Annotated in this window: 11 protein-coding genes and 1 pseudogene; 5 read left to right on the forward strand and 7 right to left on the reverse strand. The window is 67.3% G+C overall.

Annotated elements, in window-relative coordinates; genetic code table 11:
• Positions 1-239 (reverse strand): annotated as a pseudogene (locus RCF13_RS20320) (ATP-binding cassette domain-containing protein); the annotation flags it as partial.
• Positions 240-251: 12 nt separating this feature from the next.
• Between RCF13_RS20320 and RCF13_RS20325 the strand changes: the two are divergent.
• Positions 252-1,862, forward strand: coding sequence for a hypothetical protein (locus RCF13_RS20325; RefSeq protein ID WP_134968411.1), 1,611 nt, complete (start codon positions 252-254; stop codon positions 1,860-1,862).
• Positions 1,863-2,027: 165 nt separating this feature from the next.
• Here RCF13_RS20325 and RCF13_RS20330 read toward each other — a convergent pair whose 3' ends face one another.
• Positions 2,028-2,738: a glutathione S-transferase gene (locus RCF13_RS20330; protein WP_134968410.1), complete on the reverse strand. Its 711-nt coding sequence runs from the start codon at positions 2,736-2,738 to the stop codon at positions 2,028-2,030.
• Between the two features lie 170 nt (positions 2,739-2,908).
• Between RCF13_RS20330 and RCF13_RS20335 the strand changes: the two genes are divergently transcribed.
• The 3 genes from RCF13_RS20335 to RCF13_RS20345 all read left to right on the forward strand — a co-directional run bounded on the left by RCF13_RS20335 (position 2,909) and on the right by RCF13_RS20345 (position 7,136).
• Positions 2,909-3,730: a DUF3014 domain-containing protein gene (locus tag RCF13_RS20335; protein ID WP_231352264.1), complete on the forward strand. Its 822-nt coding sequence runs from the start codon at positions 2,909-2,911 to the stop codon at positions 3,728-3,730.
• A 181-nt stretch (positions 3,731-3,911) separates the two neighbouring features.
• Positions 3,912-6,497 carry an ATP-dependent chaperone ClpB gene (gene clpB, locus RCF13_RS20340; RefSeq protein ID WP_154351283.1) on the forward strand — a complete coding sequence of 862 codons (2,586 nt, stop codon included), beginning with the start codon at positions 3,912-3,914 and terminating at the stop codon, positions 6,495-6,497.
• Positions 6,498-6,590: 93 nt separating this feature from the next.
• Positions 6,591-7,136 carry a hypothetical protein gene (locus RCF13_RS20345; RefSeq protein ID WP_235643252.1) on the forward strand — a complete coding sequence of 182 codons (546 nt, stop codon included), beginning with the start codon at positions 6,591-6,593 and terminating at the stop codon, positions 7,134-7,136.
• Positions 7,137-7,175: 39 nt separating this feature from the next.
• Here the strand turns inward: RCF13_RS20345 and RCF13_RS20350 are convergent, their stop codons facing one another.
• From RCF13_RS20350 to RCF13_RS20360, 3 genes are all read right to left on the reverse strand, one after another.
• Positions 7,176-7,976, reverse strand: coding sequence for a MipA/OmpV family protein (locus RCF13_RS20350; protein WP_134968996.1), 801 nt, complete (start codon positions 7,974-7,976; stop codon positions 7,176-7,178).
• 141 nt (positions 7,977-8,117) lie between these two features.
• Positions 8,118-9,407: an ATP-binding protein gene (locus RCF13_RS20355; RefSeq protein WP_134968997.1), complete on the reverse strand. Its 1,290-nt coding sequence runs from the start codon at positions 9,405-9,407 to the stop codon at positions 8,118-8,120.
• Positions 9,404-10,141 (reverse strand): response regulator transcription factor, encoded by a 738-nt coding sequence (locus RCF13_RS20360; protein WP_134968998.1) that lies wholly within the window; start codon positions 10,139-10,141, stop codon positions 9,404-9,406. The genes RCF13_RS20355 and RCF13_RS20360 overlap by 4 nt, the downstream gene beginning before the upstream one ends.
• A gap of 180 nt (positions 10,142-10,321) precedes the next feature.
• Between RCF13_RS20360 and RCF13_RS20365 the strand changes: the two genes are divergently transcribed.
• A complete protein-coding gene (locus RCF13_RS20365) occupies positions 10,322-11,608 on the forward strand; it encodes an aminotransferase class I/II-fold pyridoxal phosphate-dependent enzyme (RefSeq protein ID WP_231352262.1) in 1,287 nt (428 codons plus the stop codon).
• Between the two features lie 274 nt (positions 11,609-11,882).
• Here RCF13_RS20365 and ybaL read toward each other — a convergent pair whose 3' ends face one another.
• Positions 11,883-13,580 (reverse strand): YbaL family putative K(+) efflux transporter, encoded by a 1,698-nt coding sequence (gene ybaL / locus RCF13_RS20370; RefSeq protein WP_061480400.1) that lies wholly within the window; start codon positions 13,578-13,580, stop codon positions 11,883-11,885.
• Between the two features lie 210 nt (positions 13,581-13,790).
• A complete protein-coding gene (locus tag RCF13_RS20375) occupies positions 13,791-16,178 on the reverse strand; it encodes a TonB-dependent receptor (protein ID WP_134968999.1) in 2,388 nt (795 codons plus the stop codon).
• Positions 16,179-16,214: the final 36 nt, after the last annotated feature.

A 16,214-nucleotide genomic window follows, 5' to 3' on the forward strand; every position in this document is an offset into this window, starting at 1 on the left:
TGCTGGTCGAGCAGCGCCAGAGGTGCATGGCGCTGCACGATGCCGCTGCGTGCAGGCAGCTGGCCGGCCAGCACGCGCAGGAGCGTTGACTTGCCACTGCCGTTGTCACCGACCACGGCGATGCGCTGTCCGCGACCAACCCAGCCACGAGGGGCCCCGCCGTTGGCTGGAACCCATCATTCCACGACGGAATTGGCGCCCAGGCCCCGCTGGGCCTACCATCGGCGGTCCCCACCCCCACCGCCCCTTCCATGTCCGCTCCCGCTTCCGCCGCACCGCGTCGCTGGTTCGTCGCCGGCGACTTCAACGGCTTCTTCGGCCTGGTCGTCGACAACCTCTCCATCCTCGGCTTCATCGCCATGGCCCTGGTCGGGATCTTCCAGTTCCCCGCCGACGTGGTGTTCGGCCGCATGTTCCCCGGCACCGCCTTCGGCGTGCTGATCGGCAACCTGCTGTACACCCTGATGGCACGCCGGCTGGCCGCGCGCAGCGGCCGTGACGACGTCACCGCCATGCCGCTCGGCCTCGATGCCCCCACCAGCATCGGCATGGCCCTGCTGGTGCTTGGCCCGGCCTTCCTCGCCTTCAAGCAGCAGGGCATGGACCCGCACGCGGCGGGCATCGCCACCTGGCAGCTGGGCATGGCCGCGCTGGTCATCATGGGCGTGCTCAAGTTCGTGCTGTCGTTCTTCGGTGAAGCAGTCACCCGCGCGCTGCCGCGTGCCGCGCTGCTGGGTTCCATCGCCGGCATCGCGCTGGTGCTGATGGGCCTGCTGCCGCTGCTGGAAACGCTGCGCTCGCCGCTGGTCGGCTTCACCACGCTGGGCCTGCTGCTGTATGTGCTGATCGCCAAGGGCAAGCTGCCGGTGCGTGGCCCGGGCGTGCTGCTGGCCTTCGTGTTCGGCACCGTGCTGTATTACGGCCTGGGCCTGGCCGGGCTGGGTGCGCCGGGATTCCATGTGCCGGCGTGGGTGCCGCCGCAGGTGGTGCTGCCGCTGCCGACGCTGGGCTTCCTCGACGGCCTGCCCACTGCGATGACCTACCTGCCGCTGCTGCTGCCGTTCGGCCTGCTGATGGTGGTCGGCGGCATCAATGTGTCTGAAAGCGCGCGTGCGGCCGGCGATGACTACCGCACCCGCGACATCCTGCTGGTGGAAGCGGTGGCTACGCTGGTGGCAGGCGTCTGTGGCGGCGTCGCGCAAACCACGCCGTACATCGGGCAGCCGGCGTACAAGCACATGGGCGCGCGCAGCGGCTATACGCTGCTGACCGGCCTGTTCGTCGGCATCGGCGGCATGCTCGGCATCATCTCCGGGCTGGTGCAGTGGCTGCCGCTGGCGGTGCTGGCACCGATCATCGTATACGTGGCCATCGACATCACCACCCAGGCCTTCCAGGCCACGCCGCGCCACCATACCGGCGCGATGGTGTTCGGTTTCCTGCCTTCGGTGGCCTACCTGCTGGCGATCAAGGCACCCGGCTGGATCGCACCGGATCAGCTGCCCCAGCTGCTGACCAAGCTCGACGGCCACGGCCTGCCTGAGCTGGCGGTGATCTTCACCCTCGGCAACGGCTTCATCATCACCTCGATGCTGTGGATTTCGGCGGTGGCGGCGATGGTCGATGGCCGCCTGCGCCGTGCCTGCGGCTTCCTGCTGGTGGCGGCGGTACTGACCCTGTTCGGGCTGATCCACTCGGTGGATCCGCGCGGCGGCATCTACCTGCCGTGGGACCTGGAAGGATTGGCGCGCATCATCAGTGTGCAGTTTGCCGGCGCCTACGTGGCCCTGGCGCTGCTGCTGGGCCTGCTGTCGCTGCAGAAGCAGCCGGTGAAGCCGCTGGGTGATCGCACCGATCATTGACCGGTGACGCCGGGCATGGCCCGGCGCTACCGCTTCTTCCACTTCTGGTGCTCTGTAGAGCCGAGCCTGCGCTCGGCTGCTCTGAGCCGAGCATGGCTCGGCTCTACAGGGGCGTGTTGCGGGCGGCGAATGCTCACAGCCCGCTCTGCCGGCCAGCGGCCGGCACTACCGCTCGGCGTCCAGCTCCGGGTAATGGCGGAAGATGCCATCCGTGTTGAACGCCAGACGTCGTTCCGAGGCCAGGTAGGCGGCGATGTTCGGCCGCTTCGCCACCCGCGCCTGCAGCGCGCGCAGCAGGGGCAGTGTGGGCGCCAGTGCCTGCATGCGACGCGGGAACATGTAGTCCAGCCCACTCAGCAGCTGGAACAGCGACAGGTCCACATACGAATGCTCGCGCAGTGCATGGCGGCCACCGTTGGCGGCCAGCACCCGTTCGAAGTAGCCCAGGAACTTCGGCAGGCGCTCGCTGCGCAGCGACGCGGCACGTGCCTTGGCCTCGGTCTTCTGCGCTTCGTAGTATTTCGATGCGGCGATCGGATGATGGGTGTCATGCACTTCGGCCACCAGGTCAGCGATGGTCAACTGCAGTTGCAGCGCCTGCATCCGCCGCGATGCGGCCTGCGGCACCAGATCCAGCGCCGGGCCGAGGAAGTCCAGGATCGCGGCAACCTGCGCAATGACCTGGCGACCGGCCTTCAGGAACGGCGGCGCGAAGGGCTGCGGGCCTTCGCTGTGGCCCTCCAGGAACGGCTGCATCACCGCATCACCGTGCACCCGCGCCATGTCGATGTAGTCGGCGCCGGCATCTTCCAGCGCCAGCCGCACGAACTCGCCCCGGCCCTGGATGCCGGTCCAGTAATACAGCGCGTACTGCATGGCAGTGTCTCCGCAGGACAAGGCCCACAGCCTCGCGCGCGGCACGCAAAGCAGGCGTGAGCGCGGCTTTGGCGCGGGCCGAAGCCGAACGGCAGCGGAACAGGCGGGGAACCGGCTGGAACCGGTGGGGTCACACCTTCTCCATGCGTGTGAAACGAGGGTGCTGCATCATGCAGAGTGGAAAGGCGGTATGGCCCTGGGTGCTGGGTGTGGTGGTGATCGGCGGCGCGGGCGGTTGGTTGTTCCGCGATCAGCTGAAGAGCCTGGCAGACGGTGTCTCGGTGCCGGTGCAATCGCCCCCCGCCAGTACCAGCGCACCGCCACAACCGCAGGCGGCCGCGGAACCCGCGCCAGCGCCACCGACGATCAAGCATCCGCTGGATACCGAGGCCGCGGCTGATCCGGCGCTACCGAAGCTGGCTGACAGCGATACGGCTGCCTGGGGTGCATTGAGCCAGCTGTTCCAGGGCGAGGGCCCGATGACCCTGCTGCTGCGCGATCACCTGATCCAGCGCCTGGTCACCCAGGTCGACAACCTGGACAAACCAAGCGTGCCGCCGACGGCGCTGGCCGCACGGCCGCTGCCGGGCAACCTGCAGGTCGAGCCTGGCGAGGGCGGGGAACGCATCGCGGCAAGCAACTCGGCACGTTACGCGCCCTATGTGCAGGCCTTTACTGCGCTGGATCCAGCGGCAGCGGCTACGGCGTACAAGCGCTTCTATCCGTTGATCCAGCAGGCCTACGTCGACCTGGGCCGGCCCGAGGGCTACTTCAACGACCGTCTGGTGGCGGTGATCGACCATCTGCTGGAGACCCCGGAACTGGCGCAGGCGCCGTTGGTGCAGCGCGATGAGCGCGGCCGTTACCGCTTTGTCGATCCCACCCTGCAGTCGCGCTCGATCGGGCAGAAGGCGCTGTTGCGCATGGACGCCACGCAGGCGCGGGCGGTCAAGCAGCAGCTGCGGGCGCTCCGCTCTGCGATCACCCACTGAACCGGTCCACTGCGCCGAACTGATCGGGATCAACGCGCCGACCACACCCGTTCCGGCATGCTGGCCGCAGGCTGACTGGCCTCGGGGTGCAGTCGCAGCCACCCTTGAAACGGGGTGGGGCAGCCGCATCTTCCCAGCATCGCCGGCGCGGGCCGGCCCTGATGACCGATGAGGATTCGCAATGCGGATGGACAAGCTCACCTCGCGTTTCCAGCAGGCGCTGGCAGACGCACAGTCGCTGGCCGTGGGCCGCGACAACAGCATCATCGAACCGGTCCACCTGTTCAGCGCGCTGCTGGACCAGCAGGGTGGCAGCACGCGCCCGCTGCTGGCCCAGGCCGGGGTGAACGTGCCGGTCCTGCGCGAGCGCCTGACCGAGGCGCTGGACGCACTGCCCAAGGTGTCCGGTCAGGCCGGCAACGTGTCGATGGGCAATGACCTGGGGCGCCTGCTGAACCAGACCGACAAGCTGGCGCAGCAGCACGGTGATGCCTTCATCGCCAGCGAGTGGTTCGTGCTGGCGGCGCTGGAGGATGGTGGCACGCTGGGCATGGCGCTGCGCGCCGCCGGTGCCGACAAGACCCGCCTGCAGGCGGCCATCGACAAGCTGCGTGGCGGCGAGAACGTGCAGTCGGAGAACGCCGAGGAGCAGCGGCAGGCGCTGGAGAAGTACACCATCGACCTGACCGCGCGCGCCGAGAGCGGCAAGCTCGACCCGGTGATCGGCCGTGACGAGGAAATCCGCCGCACCATCCAGGTGCTGCAGCGCCGGACCAAGAACAACCCGGTGCTCATCGGCGAGCCCGGCGTGGGCAAGACCGCGATCGTGGAAGGGCTCGCCCAGCGCATCATCAATGACGAAGTGCCCGAAGGCCTGCGCGGCAAGCGTGTGCTGTCGCTGGACATGGGCGCGCTGATCGCCGGCGCCAAGTTCCGCGGTGAATTCGAGGAGCGCCTGAAGGGCGTGCTCAACGACCTGGCCAAGAACGAAGGCCAGATCATCCTGTTCATCGACGAGCTGCACACCATGGTCGGCGCCGGCAAGGCTGATGGCGCGATGGATGCCGGCAACATGCTGAAGCCGGCGCTGGCACGCGGCGAGCTGCACTGCATCGGTGCGACCACGCTGGACGAATACCGCAAGTACATCGAGAAGGACGCTGCGCTGGAGCGCCGCTTCCAGAAGGTGTTCGTCGGCGAACCCACGGTGGAGGACACCATCGCGATCCTGCGCGGGCTGAAGGAAAAGTACGCCGTGCACCACGGTGTGGAGATCACCGATCCGGCCATCGTGGCTGCCGCCACGCTGTCCAACCGCTACATCACCGACCGCCAGCTGCCGGACAAGGCCATCGACCTGATGGACGAAGCCGCCTCACGCCTGCGCATGGAGATCGACTCCAAGCCGGAGGAGCTGGACCGCCTGGAGCGCCGGGTGATCCAGCTGAAGATCCAGCGCGAGATGCTGAAAAAGGAAAAGGACGAAGCCTCGCGGCAGCGCCTGGCCGACCTGGAGAACGATATCGACGGGCTGGAGCGCGAGTTCTCCGATCTCAATGAAATCTGGAAGTCGGAGAAGGCGGCGCTGCAGGGCGCCACCAAGATCAAGGAACAGGTCGAGCAGGCCAAGCTGGAACTGGAAGCTGCGCAGCGCCGCCAGGATTTCGCCAAGATGAGCGAAATCCAGTACGGCCTGTTGCCGCAGCTGGAAAAGCAGCTGGCCGCCGCGCAGGAAGCCGAGCACAAGGACTTCAAGCTGGTACAGGACCGCGTGACCGATGAGGAGATCGCCGAGGTCGTTTCGCGCTGGACCGGCATCCCGGTCAACAAGATGCTCGAAGGCGAGCGCGACAAGCTGCTGCGCATGGAAGAAGTGCTGCACAACCGTGTGGTCGGCCAGGAAGAGGCGATCAAGGTCGTCTCCGATGCGGTACGCCGCTCGCGTGCCGGCCTGTCCGATCCGAATCGTCCGGCCGGCTCGTTCCTGTTCCTCGGCCCGACCGGCGTCGGCAAGACCGAACTGTGCAAGTCGCTGGCCGAGTTCCTGTTCGACAGTGCCGACGCGATGATCCGCATCGACATGAGCGAGTTCATGGAAAAGCACAGCGTCGCCCGCCTGATCGGTGCGCCCCCGGGCTACGTCGGCTACGAGGAAGGCGGTTACCTGACCGAGGCCGTGCGTCGTCGCCCGTATTCGCTGATCCTGCTCGATGAGGTGGAGAAGGCGCATCCGGATGTGTTCAACATCCTGCTGCAGGTGTTGGACGATGGCCGCCTGACCGACGGCCAGGGCCGCACGGTGGACTTCCGCAACACCGTCATCGTGATGACCTCGAACCTGGGCTCGCATCAGATCCAGGACATGAGCACCGACGACAGCCCGGAGGCCTACACGCAGATGAAGGCGGCCGTGATGGGCGTGGTGCAGGCGCACTTCCGTCCGGAGTTCATCAACCGCCTGGATGACATCGTCGTGTTCCACCCGCTGGACAAGCAGCAGATCAAGCAGATCGCACGCATCCAGATGCGCGGGCTGGAGAAGCGCCTGGCCGAGCGCGGGCTGAAGTTGGCGGTCTCCGATGCGGCGTTCGATCTGCTCGGCAACGTCGGCTTCGATCCGGTGTATGGCGCGCGGCCGCTGAAGCGCGCGATCCAGTCGCAGCTGGAGAATCCGCTGGCGCAGCAGATCCTGTCCGGCGCGTTCGTCAACGGTGACACCATCGAAGTCGGCAATGAGGGTGGGCATTTGGTCTTCGCCAAGGCCTGAACCGGTGGCGCGCCTGCCATGGCTGGCGCGCCACCAAAGCCTCAGCAAGGCACAATGATCCCGTTTCACTTTCGCAAGGACGAGGAGAACCGCATGGACGTTACCCGCAGGGTTTCACTCTGCGTGGCGCTGGCGCTCGCTGCAGTTGCTGGACACGCCGCAGCCGTCGAACAGGTCCAGCTGCCGCCGATGAAGGGTTACCAGCAGGCCCACCAGAGCACCGACGCACAAGGCAACCGCATCACCGAGTACGTGCCGCAGGGCCAGACCGTGCAGGACTGGACCGACATGGTTACCGTCAATGATGCGCCGAACAGTGGCCATGTGAGTCCGCGCGAGTTCCTCGGCATCATCGAGGCGGGGTGGCGCATGGCCTGTCCGGCTGCGCAGAGCCACTGGATCCGCGAAGGCGAGGAGGGCGGACGGCCATTCGCGCTGCTGATGCTCAGTTGCCCGCTGAACCCCGGCACCGGCAAACCGGAGTTCACCTGGATCAAGGGCATGCAGGGCAGGCAGGGCTTCCACACCGTGCAGAAGTCGTTCCGCGCCGAGCCGGAGAAGGACGACGTCGTGCAGTGGATCGGCTGGCTGCGCGAGGTCGGCTTGTGCGGCAGCGGCGCCGCACAAGCCTGCCACTGATCGAAGCGAAAGAGGGCGCCCAGCGGCGTCCTTCATGCATCAGAAGCGGTGCGTATAGCCGCTCATCACGCCGAACTGGTTGGCCTTCTGCACGATCGGGCTGTTGGCCGCATCGCCGAGCAGGCGCGTGCCTTCGGCCGAGATGTACCAGTTGCCATTACGGCCCACGCGGTGGCTCCACTTCAGGCCCACACCGGCGCTGACCAGGCCGGCCTTCGGTTTGTGCTCGGCAAAGCCGGTGCGCGCGGCCTGTTCCGGACTGACGCCGTACCAGGTCTGCATGTACCCACGGTTGCCGTAGTCGGTGGAGACGCTGCCGCTGACCACGCCACCGGCCAGGTCGAACAGCGGCATGCTCAGGTTCAGGTGGATCTGCTGGGTAGCCAGTCCGTTCTCAGCCTTGTCCTCGTCCTTGCGGGTGAACTGCCAGGAACCGCTCAGCACGGCTTCGCCCAGCGTATATCCAGCCGAGACACCGACCAGGGGACGGGTATCGATATCGCCCATGCCGCACAGGAAGTCCGAACCGCCGAGCAGCGAATCCTTGTCCTTGCGGATACCGCTGGCACCGACATAGGCGCGCACGCGGGTGTGCTCGCCGATGGAGGTGCCCCAGCCAATGCCACTGGTGCCCAGAAACCATCCACCCGGCGAGGTGACATCAAAGGACAACGACGGCGTCGCACGATACTCCTCGCTGCCGCTGTAGCGCGGCGCCACGCCACCACCGGCGGCGAGCTCGAAGGTCCAGTGGTCGTCCTTGGCGTGGGCGATCGGGGCAGCGAACAGTGGCAACAGGGCCAGGCAGAGCAGGGTGGGGGAACGGCGAAGCTGGGACATGGAAACTCTCGACAATGGGAGGAAAAGCAGCGCGCGCATCCGGCGAGTGCTGCAGGGTCGCTAGCGTGGCGATACGCCGGCGACCGATCCGTCCGCAGTTGTGCGGGAGTTGTAATCAACTGTAATTGCGCCCGTGGGCGTTCAGCTGGCAGCCAGCGGCCAGTGCATTTCCAGGCGTGCGCCGCCGAGGGCGGCGCGACCGATGCGCAGTTCGCCGTGGTGGCGTGCGGCAATGCGGCCGACGATCGCCAGGCCCAGGCCGAAGCCCCCGGTGTCGCGGCTGCGGCTGTCATCCAGGCGGGTGAACGGGCGGACCACCTTTTCGCGGTCAGCTTCGGCGATGCCGGGGCCGTCGTCGTCCACGCGCAGGCAGGCGCGCCCGCCCACACTCACCAGCGACACGTCCACCTGCGAGCGCGCGTGGCGCAGGGCATTGCCGACCAGATTGCTCAGCGCCAGCTGCAGCAGGCGCGGTTCCGCGTCCAGCCGAGGCAGGGCACTGGGCTGCACGCGCAGCACCAGGCCGGCACGTTCGGCATCGCGGCGGGCATCGGCCAGGCAGGCCTGCAGCCAGTCGTTGGCTTCGATCCGCTGCATCGGTTCGCCCTCGCCCGGATGCTCGAGCCGTTCGTAGGCCAGCAGTTCGCTGACCAGCCGGTTGAGCTCGGCCAAGTCGCCATGCAGGCCCTGCGCCAGTCGTTCGCGGCGCTCGCGGTCATCGCTGTCCTGCATCAGGTCCAGGCCAAAGGCCACGCGCGCGATCGGCGTGCGCAGTTCGTGCGAGATCGCATGGGTCAGGTCGCGCTGGCGCTGCACCAGTTCGGCCACGCGTGCGGCCATGCGGTTGGAGTGATCGACGATGACCCGGATCTGCGAGCGTGGCGAAACCTGCGCGCGTGCCTGCAGATCGCCGGCGCCGATGCGGTCGGCATGCACGCGCAGGGCCTCCAGATCGCGCCAGAGCAGGCGAACCCAGGCATACAGGCTGGCGCCGACCAGCAGCAGGATGCTGAGGTAGGCCGCGATGGTCATGTACGTGGTCATCTGCACCGCGCCAGGCAGGCGCAGGTGCAACCAGCGACCGTCGATGCCTTCGATCGGCAGCAGGACCTGCTGGTACTGATCGCGCACGATGAAGCCATCGGCCTGCACGGCTGCCTGTTCCTGCGGGGCCAGCGCGGGAGGCGTGTCGAGCAGGGTCAATGCGATGCCATAGTGCGGTTGCCACTGCTGCAGGCGCTCGCGCTGCTGGCTACCGTCCAGGCCGGCCAGGCCGCTGCGCAGGGCGTACACCTGCCCGCGCACCTGCTGGACGAATACGCGATCCTGCACGGGCGTATAGATGCTGTCGAGTACCCGGTTGAGGAAGAACACCGACACCAGGAAGCAGGCGCCGGTGATGAACCACAACCACAGGAACAGCCGCTTCATGCCGTCCAGGCCGACGGATTGAACTGGTAGCCGCGGCCCCACACGGTCTTGATCCGCCGCGGCTCGCGCGCATCATCGCCGAGCTTGCGACGCAGCTTGCCGATGCAGACGTCAACGCTGCGGTCCAGGCCGTCGAAGCCGATACCGCGCACCGCCTGCAGGATCTGGTCACGGGACAGGATCTGCCCGGGCTGGCTGGCCAGCAGCCACAGGATTTCGAATTCGGTGGTGCCCACGTCCACCGTGGCGCCGTGCAGGTGTACCTCACGCTGCATGCGGTCGATCAGCAGTTCACCGTGCATCAGCCGGCTGGGCGTGCCGGTATTGCCGCTGCCGTGGCGGCGGCGCAGCAGGGCGCGCAGCCGGGCAAGAAGCAGGCGTGGTTCGATGGGCTTGTGCACATAGTCGTCGGCGCCCGATTCCAGGCCCAGCACCTGTTCGATGTCGTCCTCGCAGGCGGTCAGCATCAGGATCGGCACATCGGAGAAGCTGCGGATCTGCCGGCACACGTCGATGCCGCCCAGGCCGGGCAGCATCAGGTCCAGCACCACCAGCTCCGGCGCGTGCTGGCGGCAGGCGGCGCCGGCGAGGTCGCCGCGTGCGATGTGCTGCACGGCGAAGCCATGCTGGTGGAGGTAGTCGCTCACCAGTTCGGCCAGGCGACGGTCGTCCTCTACCAGCATGACCGACGTAGGCGAACTGCTGGTGGTGGGATGCCAGGGCGATGGCTGCATGGGTGGGGCCTCCGTGCCCGGGCAGCAGCGCCCGGCGGCGCAGCCTAGCAACGCCCCATGACGACTGCCTGAATCGCGGCCAACCTGATAACCGCCGGTACGGGCGTCATCGCCAGTAGCTTTCAGCGGCGTGTGCCAGCTGGCCTATGGTGGCGGTTTCCCCGGATGGAGCCTGGTGCAATGAGCGAACCGCAGTGGCAACTGGAAACCCTGGCCGTGCACGGTGGCTACCGACCCGACCCGACCACCCGCGCGGTGGCGGTGCCGATCTACCAGACCGTGGCGTATGCCTTCGATGACACCCAGCACGGTGCCGACCTGTTCGACCTGAAGGTGCCCGGCAACATCTACACCCGCATCATGAACCCTACCACCGACGTGCTGGAGCAACGCCTGGCCGCACTGGAAGGTGGCATCGGTGCGCTGGCGCTGGCCTCGGGGCAGGCCGCGATCACCTATGCCCTCCAGACCATCGCCGAGGCCGGTGACAACATCGTCGCCTCCAGCGCGCTGTATGGCGGCAGCCTCAACCTGCTGGCCCACACGCTGCCGCAGTATGCCATCCAGGCGCGCTTCGCCGACCCGGCCGATCCTTCTGCGTTCGCCGCGCTGATCGACGAGCGCACCAAGGCGGTGTTCGTTGAATCGATCGGCAACCCGCGCGGCAACGTCACCGACATCGCCGCCATTGCCGAGGTGGCGCATGCCGCGGGTGTGCCGCTGATCGTCGACAACACCGTGGCCACGCCGTTCCTGCTGCGCCCATTCGAGCACGGCGCCGACATCGTGGTGCATTCGCTGACCAAGTACCTGGGCGGCCACGGCACCAGCCTGGGCGGCGCGATCGTCGATTCGGGCCGCTTCGACTGGGCGGCGCAACCCACGCGCTTCGCGCGGCTCAACCAGCCCGACCCCAGTTACCACGGCGTGGTCTATACCGAAGCACTGGGGCCGGCGGCCTACATCGGCCGCGCGCGGGTGGTCCCGCTGCGCAATACCGGTGCCGCGTTGTCGCCGTTCAATGCGTTCCTGATCCTGCAGGGCATCGAGACCCTGGCCCTGCGCATGGAACGCATCAACGCCAATGCACTGGCCATCGCGCAGTTCCTGAAGGCGCACGACAAGGTCGCCTGGGTGCGTTACGCGGGACTGGCAGACGACCCCGAGCATGCCGCCGCGCAGCGCTACCTGGGCGGGCATGGCTCGGGCGTGCTGACCTTCGGCCTGCCGGGTGGGCGCGAGGCTGGCGCGCGCTTCCTCGATGCGCTGAAGCTGTTCACCCGCCTGATCAACCTGGGCGACGCGAAGTCGCTGGCCACCCATCCGGCCTCGACCACCCATCGCCAGCTGGATGCGGCAGAGCTGGCCAAGGCCGGGGTCAGCGAAGATACCGTGCGGCTGTCGATCGGCATCGAGCACATCGGTGACCTGCGCGCCGACCTGGAGCAGGCCCTGGCCGCCGCCTGATAGCCGCGCGCTTGGTGCATATCGCCACAGGCGATCACCGCCGGCCACGCGATGCGCTACGGTGGAACTGCCTCTCCAAGGCGTGGCAACGTGGCGATCCAGATCCCCGGTCGATGCGGGTCGACCGGGGATTTTTTTGTGTCGCCGTGTCGACCAAGGTCGACACCCACCAACAGCAGCGGGGACCCACCCCGCCATCCCACGGATAGTCAGCCTTGCTTTTGCCGTTGCCTCGGCAGGTGCAGGGCTGCAAGCCCTGCCGCAAGCACACCCCTCATACAACAGGAATGTTGTGCTGCCTCAGGTTCCGGTACGGCGGCGTGGACATGATCATCTCCGCCAGCGAATAGGCCAGCTCGCGCTCGGCCATCACCGTGCCATCGGCACCATGCTCCAGCAGATGCTTCACTTCGGCATCGCTGTGCGCACGTGCCAGCAGGGTCAGGTCCGGGTTGATCGCACGCAGCTTGGCCAGCGCCTCACCGGCTTCCAGCGGCTGCGGAATCGCCAGCACCGCAATCTTCGCCCGCTCAGGATGGGCCTCGGCCAGGACCCGGTCGGCCGCCGCACTGCCGCGGATCGCCGCCAGGCCCTTGGCGTGCGCCGACTCGACGTGTTCCTTGTTGTCATCGATCACCAGCACCGGCACGCCACGGTCGCTCAGCACCTGCGCCAGTTCGCTGCCGACCCGGCCATAGCCGATCACGATGGCGTGGTCATGCAGGTCCCGTGACGGGCCGGTCGCCTCTTCCGGCTCCGGCGTTTGCGGCTGTGTTTCCTGCTTGGCCTGCCATCGGTCGAGCAGGCCGAACACCAGCGGGTTGAGCATGATCGACACCAGCGCACCGGCCAGCACCAGCGACTGGCCTTCCTTCGGCAGGATCTGCAACGCCACACCGAGCCCGGCGATGATGAAGGCGAACTCACCGATCTGCGCCAGGCTGGCCGAGATGGTCAACGCGGTGCTGGTGGGATGGCCGAACGCACGCACGATGAAGAAGGCGGCGGCCGACTTGCCGAACATGATGATCAGCACCGTGGCCAGCACCTGCCACGGGTGCTGCACGATGATGTTGGGGTCGAACAACATGCCGACCGAAACGAAGAACAACACCGCGAACGCATCGCGCAGCGGCAGCGAATCATGCGCGGCCTTTTGGCTCAGTTCCGATTCGTTGAGCAGCATGCCGGCGAAGAACGCACCCAGCGCGAACGAGACACCGAACAGCATCGCAGAGCCGAAGGCCACGCCCAGCGCAATTGCCAGCACCGACAGGGTGAACAGTTCGCGTGAGCCGGTACCGGCGATACGTTCGAGGATCCACGGGATGACCCGGCGCCCGACCACCAGCATCACCGCCACGAACAGGCCCAGCTGCACGAAGGTCCAGCCGATGTCGGCCAGCACGCTGCCCAGCGAGTGCGACTCCTTGGCCGCGTCGGGACCGAACACGCCGGCCATCACCGGCATCATCACCAGCGCCAGCACACAGGCCAGGTCTTCGACGATCAGCCAGCCGACCGCGATCTTGCCGCGCATCGTCTCCAGCAGGCGCCGTTCCTCCATTGCCCGCAGCAGCACCACGGTACTGGCCGTGGCCAGCGAGAAACCGAAGATGACGCCATGAATGGCCGGCCAGCCCATCAGCGAGGCCACGCCCCAGCCGAGCAGGGTGGCCACCGCGATCTGGCCGATGGCGCCGGGGATGGCGATGGCCTTGACCGCCATCAGGTCCTTCAGCGAGAAGTGCAGGCCGACGCCGAACATCAGCAGCATCACGCCCAGTTCGGCCAACTGGTTGGCCAGCGCCTGATCGGCGACGAAGCCGGGGGTGAACGGGCCTACGCAGATGCCAGCAACCAGGTAACCGACCAGGGGAGACAAGCGGAGCTTGTTGGCCAGCGCGCCGAAGATGAAGGCGAGCCCCAGGCCAACGGCAACGATGTTGATCAGGTCGGTGTCATGGTGCATCGGCACTCGCAGGAAATCGGGGGGGATACCCCGATTTTCACCGACGAGGCCAGATACGGCAAACCCGCCGTCCACGTGCCGTGGCCGGCGGGCTTGCCCACGCATTTCTCCTCTACCCCCGCCTTCGGCGCGCCCCTTCAACAAGAAGGGGCTCTCCTCCAGATGTGGCCCGGGGTTGCCGGCCAGCGGCCGGCACTACCAGAGCCTCGCTTACCAGGTGTACTTGATCCGCCCGTACACATACGCGCCGTTGAAGCCGAACGGCGAGTAGTTGCTGTACGGCAGCATGCCGAAGGTGGAGTTCTGCAGGTCTTCGGTGCGGTCCGGGTACTTGTCCAGCAGGTTGTCGGCGCCCACGGTCAGGGTCCAGTTGCTGCTCGGCTTGTAGCTGGCCGAGGCATCCACCACCCAGGCATCGCCGTAGGTCTGGTCGCGCAGCGCGGTGGCCGAGTTGCGCACGGTGAACTTGCCGTAGCGGGTCGCGGCCAGGCCCAGTTCCCAGTGGTCCGAACGCCAGGTGCCGCTCAGGATCGCCTTGTCGCGCGGGTAGCTGTCCTCGATGCGGCCGATCTCGTCTCGGCCGATCAGTGACTGGGTCAGGCCCAGCGTGCCAAACACCGCCGGGGTGCCGCCGACGCGGCGCACTTCGGTGTCGTTGTAGCTGTAGGCGGCGGTCAGCTCCAGGCTGCTGGCGCTGAACGGCACGGTGTAGCTGGAGACGAAGTCGACGCCGCGGGTGCGCGTATCCAGGCCGTTGGTGAAGTACGAGAACGCGGTCACCTGCGGCAGGCCGAGGGTGCCCAGCAGCGCGCTGGTGGCGGCGTTGGTGGTGATGCTGGACGAGAGCGCGATGCGGTCATCAATGTCGATCTGGTACGCATCGACGGTGATGTACAGGCGGTCCACCGGCTGCAGCACCAGGCCCAGGCTGTAGGAGGTGGAGGTTTCGGCCTTCAACGGCGAGGCGCCCAGCGCCTGCGCGGCCGGGCTGGTGGTCGGGAAGGTGCCGCGTTCAACGAACACGCCATTGAGGAACTGGCTGGTGACCGCCTGGTAGCCCTGCTGCGCCAGCGACGGTGCACGGAAGCCGCTGGAGGCGGTGGCACGCAGCGCGACCTTGTCGGTGAACGCATAGCGCGCCGACAGCTTGCCGGAGAAGCGGTCGCCGAAGTCCGAGTAGTCCTCGTAGCGGCCGGTGATGCCGGCCGAGAACTTCTCGGTCAGGTCGGCTTCCAGGCCTGCATAGACCGCGTAGTTGTGGCGGTCGGCATGCACTTCATTGGTCGGGGTGAAGCCGGCGAAGCCCTGCGCGCCGCTGCCGGTGTACGAGTTCAGTTCGCCCGGATTCTGGTCCCACTTCTCCTTGCGGTACTCACCGCCGAAGGACAGCGTGACCGGGTAGGCCAGGCCCCAGTCCAGCGACTTGGTCAGGTCGGCGTTGAAGATGTCCTGCTGGTACTTCAGCGTGCCGTCGTAGAACGAGCGCGGGCTGGTCGCACCGAGGCTGTAGTTGATGCTGTTGCGGGTGTGGAAATCGAGGGTGTTCTCGCCGTGGTTCAGGCTCAGGTCCCAGGTCCAGCCGCTGTCGGTGTTGCCCTTGACCCCGGCCACCAGCGAGCGGTCCTTGGAATACTGGTTGATCTGCGGCACGTAGCCGTCCGGGTAGGTCTGCGCCAGCAGCGCGCTCTGCCCGCTGTGGTTGCGCGAGCGGTAGAACGCGAACGAGGTGATGTCGCGGTTGCTGAGCAGCGCGCTGGCGTAGCCGGTTACGTGATCGCTGAAATCGAAGCTGGCGTTGGCCGACGCAGCAGTGGCATCCACGCGCGGGTCGCCGACGATGAAGGTCTTCTGGCCGATGCTGGGGAAGTTGCCGGTATTCGGCGTGGTGCCGCGGTACGGGCCGGCGCGGTTGCTCTCGTCCTGCTGGCTGATCTGGCCGGCCACGTGCACGCGGCCACGGCCGTTGCCGAACTCGACGCCGATATCGCCGGAAAGCTGGTACTTGTTGCCGTCGCCGGCGGAGTACTGGCCGTAGTCCACGGCCAGGCTGCCGCCACGGCCGCTGCCCTTGAGCACGATGTTGATGACGCCGGCGATGGCGTCCGAGCCGTACTGCGCCGACGCGCCGTCGCGCAGCACTTCCACGCGCTCGATCGCGGCGATCGGGATCGCGTTGATGTCCACCGCCGACGAGCCACGGCCGATGCTGCCGTTGACGTTGATCATCGCCGAGGTGTGGCGCCGCTTGCCGTTGACCAGCACCAGCACCTGGTCCGGTGACAGGCCGCGCAGTTGCGCCGGGCGCACGCCGCTGGTGCCGTCGGTCAGGGCAGGGCGCGGGAAGTTCAGTGAGGGCAGGGCGCGTGACAGGGCGGTGGCCAGTTCACTGGTGCCGGTGGACTGCAGCACTTCAGGGGTGATGATGTCGATCGGCGACTGCGATTCGGCGACGGTGCGGTCGGCCACGCGGGTGCCGGTGACGATCACGGTGTCCAGGGTGTTGGCGGCGGTGCCGGCCTGCTGGGCGGCGGCGACGAACGGAGAGCCACCGAGTGCGACAGCGACGGCGGCGGCGATCAGGCTGGTCTTGCGGGTCATCGGGATGGGGCTCCGGTTGGCGGGGGCGGCACCGGA

The sequence above is a fragment of the Stenotrophomonas maltophilia group sp. RNC7 genome, assembly GCF_030910085.1.
In the GTDB taxonomy this organism is placed as follows: domain Bacteria; phylum Pseudomonadota; class Gammaproteobacteria; order Xanthomonadales; family Xanthomonadaceae; genus Stenotrophomonas; species Stenotrophomonas sepilia.

Coding starts and splice junctions, on each gene's coding strand:
- ybaL (WP_061480400.1), bottom strand. CDS start 13,580: ATGCACCATGACACCGACCTGATCAACATCGTTGCCGTTGGCCTGGGG.
- RCF13_RS20330 (WP_134968410.1), bottom strand. CDS start 2,738: ATGCAGTACGCGCTGTATTACTGGACCGGCATCCAGGGCCGGGGCGAG.
- RCF13_RS20365 (WP_231352262.1), top strand. CDS start 10,322: ATGAGCGAACCGCAGTGGCAACTGGAAACCCTGGCCGTGCACGGTGGC.
- RCF13_RS20360 (WP_134968998.1), bottom strand. CDS start 10,141: ATGCAGCCATCGCCCTGGCATCCCACCACCAGCAGTTCGCCTACGTCG.
- RCF13_RS20355 (WP_134968997.1), bottom strand. CDS start 9,407: ATGAAGCGGCTGTTCCTGTGGTTGTGGTTCATCACCGGCGCCTGCTTC.
- RCF13_RS20350 (WP_134968996.1), bottom strand. CDS start 7,976: ATGTCCCAGCTTCGCCGTTCCCCCACCCTGCTCTGCCTGGCCCTGTTG.
- RCF13_RS20335 (WP_231352264.1), top strand. CDS start 2,909: ATGCAGAGTGGAAAGGCGGTATGGCCCTGGGTGCTGGGTGTGGTGGTG.
- RCF13_RS20345 (WP_235643252.1), top strand. CDS start 6,591: ATGGACGTTACCCGCAGGGTTTCACTCTGCGTGGCGCTGGCGCTCGCT.
- RCF13_RS20375 (WP_134968999.1), bottom strand. CDS start 16,178: ATGACCCGCAAGACCAGCCTGATCGCCGCCGCCGTCGCTGTCGCACTC.
- clpB (WP_154351283.1), top strand. CDS start 3,912: ATGCGGATGGACAAGCTCACCTCGCGTTTCCAGCAGGCGCTGGCAGAC.
- RCF13_RS20325 (WP_134968411.1), top strand. CDS start 252: ATGTCCGCTCCCGCTTCCGCCGCACCGCGTCGCTGGTTCGTCGCCGGC.